The sequence below is a fragment of the Catenuloplanes japonicus genome, assembly GCF_000717135.1.
In the GTDB taxonomy this organism is placed as follows: Bacteria; Actinomycetota; Actinomycetes; order Mycobacteriales; family Micromonosporaceae; genus Catenuloplanes; species Catenuloplanes japonicus.
This window is the reverse complement of the sequence record NZ_JNXY01000033.1, coordinates 1-14,441: the sequence shown is the minus strand read 5'-3', so window position 1 is coordinate 14,441 and position 14,441 is coordinate 1. Positions and strand designations below refer to the sequence as shown.

General features: G+C 71.8%; 12 protein-coding genes. 4 read left to right on the top strand and 8 right to left on the bottom strand.

Annotated elements, in window-relative coordinates; genetic code table 11:
• Positions 1-228: 228 nt before the first annotated feature.
• The 3 genes from OP04_RS37380 (at position 229) to OP04_RS37370 (ending at position 2,785) form a co-directional block, all read left to right on the top strand.
• Positions 229-714, top strand: coding sequence for a hypothetical protein (locus OP04_RS37380; protein ID WP_051799683.1), 486 nt, complete (start codon positions 229-231; stop codon positions 712-714).
• Complete coding sequence (locus OP04_RS37375; RefSeq protein WP_033344700.1) at positions 711-1,142, top strand: ferritin-like domain-containing protein; 432 nt, start codon at positions 711-713, stop codon at positions 1,140-1,142. Before OP04_RS37380 ends, OP04_RS37375 begins: the two co-directional genes overlap by 4 nt.
• Before the next feature lie 953 nt (positions 1,143-2,095).
• On the top strand, positions 2,096-2,785 hold the full coding sequence (locus tag OP04_RS37370; protein WP_332309703.1) for a nucleotidyltransferase domain-containing protein: 690 nt from the start codon (positions 2,096-2,098) through the stop codon (positions 2,783-2,785).
• Here OP04_RS37370 and map read toward each other — a convergent pair whose 3' ends face one another.
• Positions 2,786-3,643, bottom strand: a complete 858-nt coding sequence (gene map / locus OP04_RS37365; RefSeq protein WP_033344698.1) for a type I methionyl aminopeptidase — start codon at positions 3,641-3,643, stop codon at positions 2,786-2,788.
• Between the two features lie 108 nt (positions 3,644-3,751).
• Between map and OP04_RS37360 the strand changes: the two genes are divergently transcribed.
• Complete coding sequence (locus OP04_RS37360) at positions 3,752-4,051, top strand: STAS domain-containing protein (RefSeq protein WP_157240884.1); 300 nt, start codon at positions 3,752-3,754, stop codon at positions 4,049-4,051.
• A 2-nt stretch (positions 4,052-4,053) separates the two neighbouring features.
• Here the strand turns inward: OP04_RS37360 and OP04_RS37355 are convergent, their stop codons facing one another.
• From OP04_RS37355 to OP04_RS37325, 7 genes are all read right to left on the bottom strand, one after another.
• Entirely contained in the window at positions 4,054-7,713 is a 3,660-nt protein-coding gene (locus OP04_RS37355; protein ID WP_033344697.1) for a SpoIIE family protein phosphatase, read from the bottom strand.
• A 64-nt stretch (positions 7,714-7,777) separates the two neighbouring features.
• A complete protein-coding gene (locus OP04_RS37350) occupies positions 7,778-8,500 on the bottom strand; it encodes a gamma-glutamyl-gamma-aminobutyrate hydrolase family protein (protein ID WP_033344696.1) in 723 nt (240 codons plus the stop codon).
• Between the two features lie 73 nt (positions 8,501-8,573).
• Positions 8,574-9,266: a gamma-glutamyl-gamma-aminobutyrate hydrolase family protein gene (locus OP04_RS37345; protein ID WP_033344695.1), complete on the bottom strand. Its 693-nt coding sequence runs from the start codon at positions 9,264-9,266 to the stop codon at positions 8,574-8,576.
• A 42-nt stretch (positions 9,267-9,308) separates the two neighbouring features.
• The gene (locus tag OP04_RS37340) at positions 9,309-9,770 is read right to left on the bottom strand and encodes a hypothetical protein (RefSeq protein WP_157240882.1); all 462 of its coding nucleotides are present in this window, start codon (positions 9,768-9,770) and stop codon (positions 9,309-9,311) included.
• A gap of 224 nt (positions 9,771-9,994) precedes the next feature.
• Positions 9,995-10,759, bottom strand: a complete 765-nt coding sequence (locus OP04_RS37335; protein ID WP_033344693.1) for a 3-oxoacyl-ACP reductase — start codon at positions 10,757-10,759, stop codon at positions 9,995-9,997.
• An 11-nt stretch (positions 10,760-10,770) separates the two neighbouring features.
• The gene (locus OP04_RS37330) at positions 10,771-12,132 is read right to left on the bottom strand and encodes an aldehyde dehydrogenase family protein (protein WP_033344692.1); all 1,362 of its coding nucleotides are present in this window, start codon (positions 12,130-12,132) and stop codon (positions 10,771-10,773) included.
• 96 nt (positions 12,133-12,228) lie between these two features.
• A complete protein-coding gene (locus tag OP04_RS37325) occupies positions 12,229-13,584 on the bottom strand; it encodes a glutamine synthetase family protein (RefSeq protein ID WP_033344691.1) in 1,356 nt (451 codons plus the stop codon).
• Positions 13,585-14,441 lie beyond the last annotated feature (857 nt).

The window sequence follows — 14,441 nt, the reverse complement described above, 5'->3', positions numbered from 1 at the left end:
CTGGGCCCAATTCACCCAGCGGTTGCGCTGAGCGTAACGCGACGGCCGTGGGGACGACGGGCCGCCGCACCGAACTGTCCCACCGGCGCGCGACAGCCACTACGCTACGCATACCCTCCGATACAACGAGAAACATCGCGATAGGTTCCGCACCGCTCACGACCATCCGTTCGCCGTAAGGTTGACTGTCACTCTTGATGTGACGCGGCTTACGGGAGGGCTTTCACGATGGCTTCCACGCGACGCCGGATACTCGCCGGCGCCGTCGCGCTGGCCGGCGCCACGGCCGCGCTCGCCGGCTGCTCCCCCGACGACCAGGAGACGCCACCGCCACCGCCACCACCGCCGGACGCACTCGAGCCACTGCTCGCCGAGACCCGCGCGCTGCTCGACCTCTACCAGGCCGCGTACGCCGCCCAGCCCTCGCTGGCAAGCCGCCTGACCCCGATGCTCGAGGCACACACCGCACACCTCGCCGAACTGACGAAGGTCATGACCCCGCCGCCGTCCCCGGTCACGGCCGGCAGCGTCCCGGTGCCACCCTCCGGCTCACCCACGACCGCGGCCTCGGTCACGCTCGCGGAACTCCGCGCCGCGGAACAGACCGGCCAGAAGTCCGCGGCCACCGCCTGCGCCACCGCCCCCGCCACCCGCGCCGCGCTGCTCGGCTCCATCGCCGCCGCCCGCGCCACCCACGCCGAGGTGCTCCGATGACCGTCCCGCCGGAACTCGCCGCCGCACTGGCCGGCGAGGAGGCCGCGATCTTCGCCTACGCCCCGATCGGCGTCCGCCTGACCGGCAACGCGCTCGTCACCCAGGCCCGCGACGCCGAGGCCGCCCACCGCGACCTCCGCGACGCGCTCCTCACCCGCTTCGCCGAACTGTCCGCCACGCCGTCCCCGCCCGCGGCCGGATACACGCTTCCGTACCCGCTCACCGACCAGGCGACCGCGCTCACGCTGGCCATCGAGATCGAGGAGCGAGCGGCCGCGATCTGGCGCGCCGCCCTGCCGCCGACGACCGGCACCGACCGGGTGCTGGCCCTCAGCGCGCTCACCGACTCCGCCCTCCGCGCCACCCGCTGGCGCATCGCCGCCAAGGTCACGCCGACCACGGTTCCGTTCCCGGGGGAGCAGCTTTAGATTCCTTTGCCCACTTTCGGCGTGGTCCGGCCCGCACGCCTTCTCGCGGGCGCTCGAACCGGCCCGGGGACAGCCCCGGACCCGGCATTCCCGCTTCCGCCGCGGTCGAGCCCGCGCGCTCCCGTGGCGCTCGAACCGGCCCGGGGACCGCCCGGAACGACATTCCCGCTTCCAGCGTGGTCCGGGCCGCATTCCCGCGGACGATCGAATCAGCCTGGGGAACGAACCCAGAACCCGATATTCCCGCTTCCAGCGTGGTCCGGCAGCGTTGCTCCCGCGGGCAAACCTCCGGCGGGCTCCACCTCCGCTTCGCTCCGTTACGCACGCCGTTTCGGAGCCGGTTCCGGCGTGCTCACGAAAGAAGCCACCGCCGTCACCACCGTCGCCACGTCGCCATCGGCCTGGCGGCCGGCCCCGCCCGGCCAGGGCGGTCACCCTCAGACGCGCGGCCTACGCCCGCCGCGCGTCATTTCCTCGCGCGGGCGACGCCTCCGCTCTGGTCCTGGGTAATTTGTCCGGGTAGTGGGCGTTCGGCGTCGAAGGCTGGGCTTACCGCGGTCAACCGGGCGCTGGCGCGCCCGATATTTCGTGTTATTGGTTGCGTTGGGTGGTCTGGCTGCTGTTTTTGCCTCGGAGCAAAAGCCGCTCGAAAAACGCACTGAATTCGCTCCGATGATCACGCTTGCCGATCTATGAAGAGCAGATTTGCTGCCCTTGATCGCGCACGCAGGCGCATGACGGGAATTTCCGGCATGGTGACCGAGTAGGTCGATAAGCGTGCTGGAGCGGCCCGGTGAATCACGGCCGATGGCTGATCATGCGCCGGGGAGATGGAGTTCCGAGTCGTACCCTCGTGGGGATTTTTAATGGTTTTGAGGGAATTGGCGTGGGGGTGGTTCGGGTGGGGCGGTAAGACGATGATGCGCGGGGTGGGTGATGGGAATCCTTATCTCGTGAATCCGCGGTGGGCGGTGGCGGAACGGGTGGGTACGGCGGTGCGGCGGCGGTATCCGGCGGACGTGTGGAGTGTTGGCGTGCACGGGAGTCTGGCGCACGGGGACGACACGGAGACCAGTGGCGTCGAGATGATCGTGGTGACCTACCGGCCGGGTGGTGGGCCGCGGACCGTGAGCCGGCGCATCGATGACGTGCTGGTACGCGTGCGGGTCGTCGGCGCGGACGACTATCTGCACGAGGCCCGCGTGCTGTCGCCGCTGTGGCCGCTGGCGGCGGACCGCTACGTGACGACGCGCGCGGTGCACGACCCGGACGGCTGGCTGCGGCGGCTGCGTGACACGCACCTGGGGCGGCTGGCGCAGGCGCGCCCGCCGGAGTTCACGGCGCTGGCGCGGGAGGCGTGGGCGTCCGCGGCGGAGGCGCACACCAGGGCGGTCCGGCTGGCCGAGTGGTACGAGACCGACGCCGCGCTGCTCCTGCTGGGCGAGGTGCGCCTGCACGCCGCGATGGTGACCGGGCTGCTGAGCCGCACCTACTTCCGCAACAGCGCGGACGCGGTGCGCAAGACCGGTTTCGCCGGGCTGGACATGACGGACCTGGGCCGGGTGCTGCGGGAACTGGAGACGGAGCTGGCCGGCCGGGGGCGCGCGGTCGACGCGACCCCGGAGACCATGTTCGACGTCTGATCAGGGCAGCGTGAGGATCTCGTAGCCGGAGTCGGTCACCACGAGCGTGTGCTCGAACTGGGCGGTCCAGGCACGGTCCTTGGTGACGACGGTCCACCGGTCGTCCCACATCTCGTACTCGTGGGTGCCGAGCGTGATCATGGGTTCGATGGTGAACGTCATGCCGGGCTCCATCAGCGTGTCCAGCGACGGGTTGTCGTAGTGCGGGATGTAGAGGCCGCTGTGGAACGTCTCGCCGATGCCGTGGCCGGTGAAGTCGCGCACGACGCCGTAGCCGAACCGCTTCGCGTACGACTCGATGACGCGCCCGATCACGTTGATCGGGCGGCCGGGCGCGACCACCTTGATGCCGCGCATCATGGCCTCGTGGGTGCGCTCGACCAGCAGGCGTGCCTCGTCGGTGACGTCGCCGACGGTGAACGTGGCGTCCGTGTCGCCGTGCACGCCGCCGATGAACGCGGTGACGTCGACGTTGATGATGTCGCCGTCCTCCAGGACCGTGCTGTCCGGGATGCCGTGGCAGATGACCTCGTTGAGCGAGGTGCAGCAGGACTTCGGGAAGCCCTTGTAGCCGAGCGTGGACGGGTAGGCGCCGTGGTCGATCAGGAACTCGTGCACGACCCGGTCGATCTCGTCCGTGGTGACGCCGGGCTTGCAGTGCTCGCCGGCGAGCTGGGTGGCCTGGGCCGCGAGACGGCCGGCGAGACGCATCTTCTCGATGGTCTCCGGGGTCTGCACGTGCGACCCGGTCCACTGACGCGGGCGTTCCTTCCCGACGTACTCCGGGCGGGCGATCTGGGCGGGCACCTGCCGCCACGGCGTGACGGTGCCCGGGGTGAGAGGCGCGCGAACGGTCATGCCGGAAAGCCTATCGCCGCCCCGGGGAGAGCGCTGACGGCTGTGCGTTCACCGGATGGGGTGGGAGGTTGTTGCTCCGCTCCCCGCGCCTGTGGAATCGTAGCCAGCGTGGATCAACCGCCGTTCTCCGCCGTCGCCGAGGTCGACGGAGACCAGCTCAGCGTGCGCGTGTCCGGCGAGGTCGACATGGCCACGGCGGACAGGCTGTTCTCCACCGCGACCGGCGCACCGGCCGCGTTCCTGACGCTCGACCTGCGCCCGGTGTCGTTCTTCGACTCGGCCGCGATCCACGCGCTGGTGCGCATCGCGGAGCACTACGCCGGCCGGCTCTCGGTGCTGCCGTCGCGCCAGGTCCGGCGGGTGCTGGAGATCTCCGGGCTGGGCGACCAGCCCTGGCTGACCGCCTGAGATCAAGATCTTTCGAGGGTACGCCGCAGCGTCAGCGCCGTGCCCGCCTCCGACCGTTCGACGGTCAGCGTCGCCAGCGCCCTGATCAGCGCCAGCCCGCGCCCGCGGAACCCGGCCTCGCCCTCCGGCCGCCACTCCCCGGTGTCCCGGATCGTCGCCGTTACCGCGGTCACCGTGCCGTCCGCGTCCAGTTCGGCCCGCACCGTGATGTCGATGACCGGCTCGCGCGGCGACACCGGGTGCTCGATCGCGTTCGCCGCGGCCTCGGAGACCGCCACGGTCAGGTCGAAGATCTCGTTCTCCGGCACCGCGTGCGCGGACAGGAAGTCGTCCAGCCGCCGGCGCAGCACGGACAGCCGGGTCGGGTCGGACGGCAGGCGCAGGTGCATCCGGTCCGGCTCGGTGGCCTCCAGCGCCAGCAGCGCGATGTCGTCGTGCCGTGGCTGGTCCGCGACCCGGCGCAGCATCGACTCGATCAGGTCCTCGACGTGGTCGGCCGGGCGCGCGGCCTCGACCAGCAGCGCGGCCAGCCCGGTGTCGATGCCCTGGCGGCGGTCCTCGATCAGTCCGTCCGTGTAGAGCAGCAGCCGGGAGCCGATCGACAACCTGCCGGTGCCGGTGCGGTACTCGGCGTGCGGGAGCGCGCCGATCGGCGGCCCGAGCGCGGTGTCGTAGAGGAACCTGACCGTGCGGTCCGGTGAGATGTCGACCGGCGACGGGTGCCCGGCGCTGGCGAACCAGAGATCGCGCCGGTACGGGTCGTAGCGCACGCAGACCACGGTGGCGAACAGCCGGCGCCCCAGGTTGTCGACCAGCCGGTTGAGCCGGGTCAGCGCCTCGCCGGGGTCGAAGCCCTCCAGCAGGTACGCCCGGAGCGCGTTGCGCAGCTGACCCATGGCGGCGGCCGCGTGCACGCCCTTGCCGACCACGTCGCCGATGACCAGGTCGAGGCGGCCGTGCGGGTCGACGATCACGTCGTACCAGTCGCCGCCGACCTCGGCCTCGGCACTGCCGGACAGGTAGCGGCTGGCCACCACCGAGCCGGGCACCTTCGGCAGCGAGCTGGGCAGCAGGCTGTGCTGGAGCGTGGTGGCGATCCGGTGCTCGGCCTCGTAGAGGCGCGCGTTCTCCAGCCGGATGCCGACCAGGCGGCCGAGCTGCGCGAGCACGGCCTCGTCGAACGGTGTCGGGTCGTGGCCGTCGCGCCACACCGAGATCTCGCCGAGCGGGTCGCCGGTCGCGCCGGCCAGCGGCACCACCGCGGTCGGCAGCTCCGGCGTCTCCTCCCCGGTCCCGGTCTGCACGCTGATGTCGCGCACGGTCGCCACCACGCGCCCGGCGTTGACCATGCGGAGCGCGTGGTCGGCCGCGATCTCCATGACGGTCGCGGTGGAGCGGGCCGCGTTCAGCTCCGCGGCCGCGTCGACCAGTGCGCGCAGCCGGTTCGTGATCCGGCCACGCAGCCGCCCGAGCTCCAGGTTGGCGCGGACGCGGGCGACCAGGTCCCGCGCGGAGAACGGCTTGACCAGGTAGTCGTCCGCGCCGGCGGCCAGCCCTTCGACGGAGGCCTCGTCGCCGGCCCGCGCGGACAGGATGATCACCGGCAGGCCGCTGGTCCGCGGATCCCCGCGCAGCGCCCCGACCAGCGCGAACCCGTCCATCCGGGGCATCATCACGTCCGTCAGCACCAGGTCGAACGGCGTCTCGAGCGCGGCGTCCAGCGCGGCGTCCAGTGCTTCCTGACCGTCCACCACCGTGACCACGTCCCAGTGCGGGCGCAGCAGCCGGGCCACGTGGTCGCGCAGGTCGCCGTTGTCGTCCGCGAGCAGGATCCGGCCGCGCCCGGGTGTGCTCTCCGGGGCCTCGGCGGGCGCCTCGGCCAGCCACTGCCGCGTCTCCTCCAGGAACTGGCGGCCGTCCGGCTCCTCGGCCAGCGGTGCGGCCGCGATCAGCCGGTCCGGCGGCAGGTGGGCGGTGCCGAACGGCACGGTCAGCCGGAACGTGCTGCCCTCGCCGGGCGTGCTGCGGACCGTGACCACGCCGCCGTGCTGCTCGATCAGCTCGCGGACCAGCGCGAGGCCGATGCCGGTCCCCTCGTGGCTGCGGGACCGCACGCCCCGGACCTGGTGGAAGCGCTCGAAGAGCAGCGGCGTCTCGGACTCCGCGATGCCCACGCCGGTGTCCGCGATCTCGACGACCGCGACCGCGCCGACGGCCCGTGCCCGGACCGTTACGCTGCCGGTGAACGTGAACTTCACCGCGTTGGAGAGCAGGTTGAAGATGATCTTCTCCCACATCTCCCGGTCGACGTGGACCGGCGCGGGCAGCGGCGGACAGTCGACGCGCAGCTCCAGCCCGGCCCGGTCGGTCGCGGAGCGGAACGTGCTGGCCAGCCGCGCGGTGTAGTCCGCGAGATCCGTCGGCTGGTAGGCCGCGCGCAGCCGCCCGGCCGAGATCCGGGAGAAGTCCAGCACCGTGTTGACCAGCTTGAGCAGCCGGAAACCGTTGCGCTGCATGACCTCCAGCCGTTCGCGCTGCGCGGCGGCGAGCGCGGGCGCGGCGAGCGCGTCCTCCAGCGGGCCGAGGATCAGCGTCAGCGGCGTGCGCAGCTCGTGGCTGACGTTGGAGAAGAAGCTGGTCTTCGCCTCGTCGAGCGCGGCCAGCGCGGCCGCCTGCGCGCGCTCGTGCTCGTAGGCGCGCAGGTTCGCCACCGCGTTGCTGACCTGTGTCGCGGCCAGCCGCAGGAACCCGAGGTAGAGCTCGTCCAGCGCGAGATGCCGGCTCACGCCCACCACCAGCACGCCGACGGTCTGGGTGCCGGCCGTGATCGGCAGCGCGACCGCGTCCCCGGCCGCGGACTCAGGCGCCTTGAACAGCACATCGGGGGTACGCGGTGCGCCCTCCACCCCGCCGGCCAGCACGTCCGCGACCACGGCCGCGGCGCCGGGCTGCAGGTCCGCCGCCGCGACGCCGCCGACCGCGCGGATCGGCGCCTCCCCGGCCGTGACCGGCTCCAGGTGCAGCAGCGAGAACGGCACGTCCGCCGGGAACTCCGCGAGCACCCGGACGACCTCCTCGGCCAGCACCGGCTGGCTGGCCGCCTCCGCGAGCCGGGTGCCGAGCGCGCTCAGCGCCGTGACCCGCCGCTCCCCCACCACGCGCGTGGTGGTGTCCGTGACGATGCAGTAGATGCCGCCGACCGCGCCGTCCGGCAGCCGGATCGGGTCGTAGGAGATGTCGAAGTACGTCTCCTCCAGGTAGCCGTGCCGCGCCAGCATGAACCGGTGGTTCGGCGCCCAGAACGCCTCGCCGGTGCTGGCCACGCCGTCGAAGAGCGCTTCGAGCAGCCCCCAGACCTCGTCCCACATCTCGCGGCCGGGCCGGCCCAGGAACGCCGGGTGCTTCGCGCCCATCGCCGGGATGTAGGCGTCGTTGTAGAGCGCGGTGTACTCCTCGCCCCAGAAGATGATGATCTGGGCCTTGGAGGCCAGCATCAGCGCGACCGCGCCGCGCAGCACCGCGGGCCAGCCCGCGGGCGGGCCGACCGTGGTCGCGGACCAGTCGAGGTCGCGCAGCCGGGAGCCCATCTCGCCACCGGCGGCGAACGCCATCGCGAGTTCCGGAGGAAGATCCTCCGCTGACTCCTCCGAGGCGACGGCCATGCATCACCCTCCCGACACGTCAGATCCGGCCCGCCCTATACCCGTCCGGGGTCGCGCCGTAACGTCACGCTGCCAGGCGGGTGCGGGTGGTCAGCGCACGGCTGCGCGCGGCCTCGACCAGCGCGGCGAACGGGCGCAGGTCGTCGGTGCGCTCCGGGTGCCACTGCACGCCGAGCACGAACCCGGCGTCCGGGTCCTCGACGGCCTCGATCAGCCCGTCGTCGGCCCAGCCGGTCGCGACCAGCCGGCCGGGGTCCGCTACGGCCTGGTGGTGGAACGAGTTGACCGGCGCCTCCGGGCCGAGGATCGCGTGGGCGCGCGAGCCGGGCGCGAGGCGCACCCCGTGGTGGCCGTCCTGGTCGTCGCCGGGCATGTGCCCGGAGTGGCCCACGATGTCCGGCACGTGCTGGTGCAGGCGGCCGCCGGACGCGACGGTGAGCAGCTGCATGCCGCGGCACACGCCGAGCACGGGCAGGCGCGGGTCGGCCAGAGCGCCGCGCATCAGCAGCATCTCGGCCTCGTCGCGTTCCGGCACGCTGACCGTGAGCGGGTGCGGCTCCGCACCGTAGTAGCCGGGGCTGACGTCGGAGCCGCCGGTGAACACGATGCCGTCCAGGCCGTCCAGCACGTCGTGGCCCGGGTCGTCCGTGGTGATCAGCACGGCCCGGCCGCCGGTCGCGTGCACCGCGCGCACATAGGTCAGCGGGAGTACCGCCGCCGGTACGTCCACCGTGCCGAAGCGGGTGTCCTGCGCGTACGTGGTGAGCCCGATCAGCGGTCGCGTCATGCGTCCTCCCCTTGTTCCTCGTCCTATCGGCGGTGCCCGTCCCGGCCCGCCGCTCGTCCCGGTTGCGGTCCGGTTAGTCCTTGATCCCCGCTGCGTTGACCAACGCGGCGAACAGCCGGAGGTCACCCGCCTCTTCCGGGTGCCACTGCACGCCCAGCAGGAACGGGTGGGCCGGGTCCTCGACCGCCTCGATCAGCCCGTCGTCGGCCCAGCCGGTCGCGGTCAGCCGGCCCGGGTCCGCGACACCCTGGTGGTGGTAGGTGTTCACCTCGGCCGCCGCGCCCAGCAGCGCCTCGATCCGGCTGCCCGGCGCGCAGCGCAGCCCGTGCGTGCCGAACACGCCGGGCGCGGGCCGGTGCTTCTCGTGGCCGAGCACGTCCGGCAGGTGCTGGTGCAGCCGCCCGCCGTGCACGGCGGTCAGCAGCTGCATGCCCCGGCACACGCCCAGGACCGGCAGCCTGGCTCCGATCGCGGCCGTCACCAGCGCGACCTCGCCCGCGTCCCGGTCCGGGCGGGTGTCGGTGAACGCGGCCGGCGTCTCGCCGTAGAGCGCGGGGCCGATGTCCGCGCCGCCGGCCAGCAGCAGCCCGTCCAGCACGCGCAGCACGTCCGCGTCCGTGTCGTCCGGCGGGAGCAGCACGGCACGGCCGCCGGCCTCGGTGACCATCCGCACGTAGGTGTGCGGGATCAGGTCGGCGGCGGTGTCGCGCCAGATGCCCCAGGAGGCCGGCTCACGGTAGGACGTGATACCGATGATCGGTCGCATCGTGCCACCGTATGCCCACCGCGGACATCCCACGGTAAAGGCTCAGCCGCGATCCCAGGATGCGCGATGCGGGAGCGCCTCGTAGCGTCCGGCCAGCGCGGACAGCTCGTCGGCCAGCGCGGTGCGGCCCCCGTCCAGGCCCGCGTCCGCGTCGGCCTTCCGGTAGGCGGCGATCCGCTCCTGCGGCGTCAGGCCGATCGCGGTGGTGATCGCGCGCCGCTCCGCCGCCGAGGCCTCCTGGCGACCGGCCAGCTCGCGCCAGGCCGCGGTGACGGCGGACCAGGCCGCGTCCACGTCGGCGGTGATCCGGCTCAGCTCGGCGCCGCCGGCCTCGGCCAGGCCGTCGCCGGTGGCCCACGCGTTGAACCGGCTGCTGACGATCAGCACGCGCCCGGCCGCCTCGCACACGGCCGGGTCGGCCAGGCCGCTGCTCAGCACCTCGCCCAGCAACCGTGGTCCGCCGGTCGGCGCGGGCGTTCCGATGCCCAGGTCAGGAAGTCGCACCCGGCAAGCATGTCATCCCGTGAAAAGACGCCGGCGCCACGGTTTGGTCAACCGTGGCGCCCGGCGTACTTCACGGCCGGCACCCGCCGTCGCAGCCTGTTGGCGGTACGTCAGCGGGGCCCTTGGCCCCTCTTCTGTCCCGCCCCCGGTGGGGATGGTTCCGCTGGTGACGGGTTGTTACAGATCACAGTGCCCGGGTCGTGGGAGGCCCAAACACACCTTACTTACAAAGGTGTGACGTAAGCGCCGGTGATGCCGCCGTCCACCACGAACTGGCCGGCCGTCATGAACGAGGCGTCGTCGCTGGCCAGGAACGCGACCGCGGCGGCGATCTCCTCCGGCTGCCCGAACCGGCCCATCGGCACGTGCACCAGCCGTCGCGCGGCCCGCTCCGGGTCCTTCGCGAACAACTCCAGCAGCAGCGGCGTGGCGATCGGGCCGGGGCAGAGCGCGTTCACCCTGATCCCCTCGCGGGCGAACTGCACGCCCAGCTCGCGGGTCATCGCCAGCACGCCGCCCTTGCTGGCCGTGTACGCGATCTGCGACGTGGCCGCGCCCATCAGCGCCACGAACGACGCGGTGTTGATGATCGAGCCCTTCCCCTGCCGCCGCATGTGCGGGATCGCGTACTTGCAGCACAGGAACACGCTCGTGGTGTTGACCCGGATCACCCGCTCCCACGCGTCCAGGCCGGTGGTCAGGATCGAGTCGTCGTCCGGCGGGGAGATGCCCGCGTTGTTGAACGCGATGTCGACCCGGCCGTGCCGCTCGGCGACGCCGTCGAAGAGCGCGCGGACCTGGTCCTCGTCGCCCACGTCCACGGTGACGGCCTCGCCGCCGACCTCCTCGGCCGCGGCTTGTCCGGCGTGGGAATCCACGTCCGCGCACACCACGAACGCGCCCTCGTCCCGGAACCGGCGTGCCGTGGCGAGCCCGATGCCGCTGCCCGCGCCCGTGATGACCGCGACCCGGCCGGCCAACCGCTCCATGCGTACCCCCGTCAGATTGTGGTGTTGATGAAGACGTTCTTCACGTCGGTGAAGGCGAGCAGCGCGTCCGGGCCCAGCTCGCGGCCGAGGCCGGACTGTTTCATGCCGCCGAACGGCGTCCAGTGGCGCACGGACGAGTTCGAGTTGACGCTCAGGTTGCCGGCCTCGACACCGCGGGCGACCCGGATCGCCCGGCCGAGGTCGCGGGTCCAGATCGAGCCGGAGAGGCCGTACGCGGTGTCGTTGGCCAGCCGGACCGCCTCGTCCTCACCGTCGAACGGCAGCACGGACACGACCGGGCCGAAGATCTCCTCCCGCCAGTGCCGGTCCTGTGTGGACGTCGCGCGCAGCACGGTCGGCGGGAACCAGAAGCCGTCCCCGTCCGGCGCGGTCGCCTGGGTCAGGATCTCCGCGTCGTCCACATAGGCTTTGACCACCCCGTGCCGCTTCCCGGAGATCAGCGGGCCCATCTGCGCGGTCTCCAGGCGTGGGTCCTCGGTGCGGAACGCCCGCACGGCCGGCTCCAGCAGCGCCAGGAAGTCGTCGTAGACTGCGCGCTCGACCAGCAGCCGGGACCGCGCGCAGCAGTCCTGACCTGCGTTGTCGAAGACCGCCCCCGGTGCGGCGGCGGCCGCCTCGGCCAGGTCCGCGTCCGCGAAGACGATCGACGCGCTCTTGCCGCCCAGCTCCAGCGTCACGCGTTTCACCTGCTCCGCACAGCCGGCCATCACGCGCTTGCCGACCGCGGTCGAGCCGGTGAAACAGACCTTCCGCACGGCCGGATGCGTCACGAACCGGGTGCCGACCACGTCACCACGGCCGGGCAGCACGGTGAACACGCCCTCCGGCAGCCCCGCCTCCAGGGCCAGCTCGGCCAGGCGCAGCGCGGTCAGCGGCGTCAGCTCCGCGGGCTTGAGCACCACGGTGTTGCCGGCCGCGAGCGCGGGCGCGAAACCCCAGGCCGCGATCGGCATCGGGAAGTTCCACGGCACGATCAGGCCGACCACGCCGAGCGGCTCGTGGAACGTGACGTCCAGACCGCCCGCGACCGGGATCTGCCGGCCGGAGAGGCGCTCGGGCGCGCCGGCGTAGTAGTCCAGCACGTCGCGGACGTTGCCGGCCTCCCAGCGCGCGTTGCCGATCGTGTGGCCGGCGTTGCGGACCTCCAGCGCGGCCAGCTCCTCCGCGTGCGCGTCAACGGTGGCGGCGAAGCGGCGCAGCAGGCGGGCACGATCGCCGGGGGCGACGTGCCGCCAGGTCTCGAACGCCTTGGCCGCGGTCTCGATCGCAGCGTCGGCCTCCTCGACGCCCGCCATGGGGATCGTCTCGACGACTGCCCCCGTTGCGGGATTTATCACGCTATAGCCGCTCATTGTGCTGGCCTCTCTCACAGCCGCTCACTGTGCTGGCCTCTCTCACAGCCGCTCGCTGCGCTGCCTTTCTCACAGCCGCTCGCTGCGCTGCCTTTCTCACAGCCGCTCGAAGCCACGCTGCAGCTCCCAATCCGTGACCGCGGCGTCGAAGGCGGCCAGCTCCACCCGGGCGTTGTTCGCGTAGTGATCAACCACGTCGTCGCCGAACGCGTCACGGGCCAGGCCGGACGACTCCCACAGCCGTCGCGCGTCCCGCAGCGTCGGCGGCACCCGCGGCGCGGCCGCGTCCTCGTAGGCGTTGCCCGCGAACGCCTCCTCCAGCGACAGCTCGTGCTCGATGCCGTGCAGCGCGCCCGCGACCAGCGCGGCGATCGCCAGGTAGGGGTTCACGTCCGCGCCCGGCACCCGGTTCTCCACCCGGGTGCCCGCGCCGTGACCGGCGATCCGCAGCGCACACGTCCGGTTGTCGACGCCCCAGCGCACCGCCGTCGGCGCGAACGAGCCCGGCTGGTACCGCTTGTACGAGTTGATGTGCGGCGCGTAGAACAGGCTCATCTCCCGCATGCTCGCGAGCAGCCCCGCCACCACGTATCCGCCGACGCGCGACAGCCCGCCCGGCCCGTCACCCGGCATCGCCGGCGTGCCGGTGTGGTCCCGCAGCGAGAAGTGGATGTGGCAGGAGTTGCCCTCACGCGCATTCGGCTTCGCCATGAACGTGATCGACATGCCCTCCTGCGCCGCGATCTCCTTCGCACCGTTCTTGTAGATCACGTGGTGGTCGGCCGCCGTGAGCGCCTCCGCATACCGGAAGCCGATCTCGTGCTGGCCGAGGTTGCACTCGCCCTTCGCCGACTCCGGAACCAGGCCGGCCCCGTACATCTCGTTACGGATCCGGCGCAGCAGCGGCTCCACCCGCGCCGTGCCGAGCAGCGAATAATCCACGTTGTAGAGGTTCGCCGGCGTGAGATCGCGGTAGCCCTTGCGCTGCGCGTCCTCGTAGGTGTCCCGATAGAGCACGAACTCCAGCTCCGTGCCGGCCCAGGCCGTGTACCCGTACTCACCGAGCCGGTCCAGCTGCCGCTGCAGAATCTGACGCGGCGACGGAGGCACGTACCCGGAACCGTCCGGCCAGGCCAGATCCGCCAGCAGCATCGCCGTCCCCGGCTGCCACGGCACGCGCCGCAGCGTGTCGAAGTCCGGCACCATCGCGAAGTCGCCGTATCCGCGCTGCCACGAGGACATCGCATACCCGTCGACCGTGTTCATGTCCACGTCCACGGCCAGCAGGTAGTTGCACCCCTCGGCCCCGTGCGCGACCACATCGTCCAGAAAGTAAGCGGCGTGAAACCGCTTCCCCTGCAGCCGCCCCTGCATGTCGGTCACGGCCAGCACGACCGTGTCAATCTCACCGGTATCGATTGCGGCCCGCAGACCGTCCAGGGTGAGTCCCATGAGCAATGGGTCTACTACCAAACCCTTTCCAGATCAACAGCTCCACACTTTCCCGCTGCCGGCCCGGCCCAGCCCGCACGCTCCCGCGAACGCTTGAGCCTGCCCGGGACGACCCCGGACCCCGAGCCCGCTCACGCGACGGCCCAGCCCGTCCGCCGCCGCCGCTTCTCACCCCAACCCGGCGGCAACCCCAGACCCAAACTCTCCCGCTTCCAGCGTGGTTGCGGTCCGCTTGCTCCCGCGGGCAAACCTCGCTTCGGGCAAAGACTCCGCCGGCGCTCCGCTTTCCCCTTCGCGTCGGAGCCGGTTCCGTCGTGGTCCGGGAAGATCACGCGATTCCCGCCGGGCACCAGCAGCATCAGCGGGCACGGTTACTGAACCTTCAGTGCCAGGGCCAGGTCGCAGCCGACTCCACAAGCCACTATGTACCGAAATTCGGGCACTCCGTGCCCGAAAGACCCAAGAGCCGCACGACCTCCGTCTCGCACACACACCCGTCCTGCCTCCCAAAGACCGAGAGCCACCTTCCAATATCCGAGACTCAAGATTCTTGCGCCTCTGGTGACCCTCTCCCGGGCCGAATAAGGGCCACCAGAGACGCAAGGATCTTGAACCGCCCTGACGCTCGCGCAGGCGACCGCCATAGCTAAAGGATCATTCGGTGCCGCAAAAACCAGGTCAACAGTCCGAGTGGATCTGGTTTTTGCGGCACCGAATGATCCTTTCCGGCCGGGCGTCGACGCGGTGCCGGATCCAGACTGGCCGCGGGGGTGCTCTGCGCCCGAAATTTCATGACATAGCGGCGGCGAGCCCGGCCATCTCACGACCTCGACAGCGCCGGCCGGTTATGAGAACGG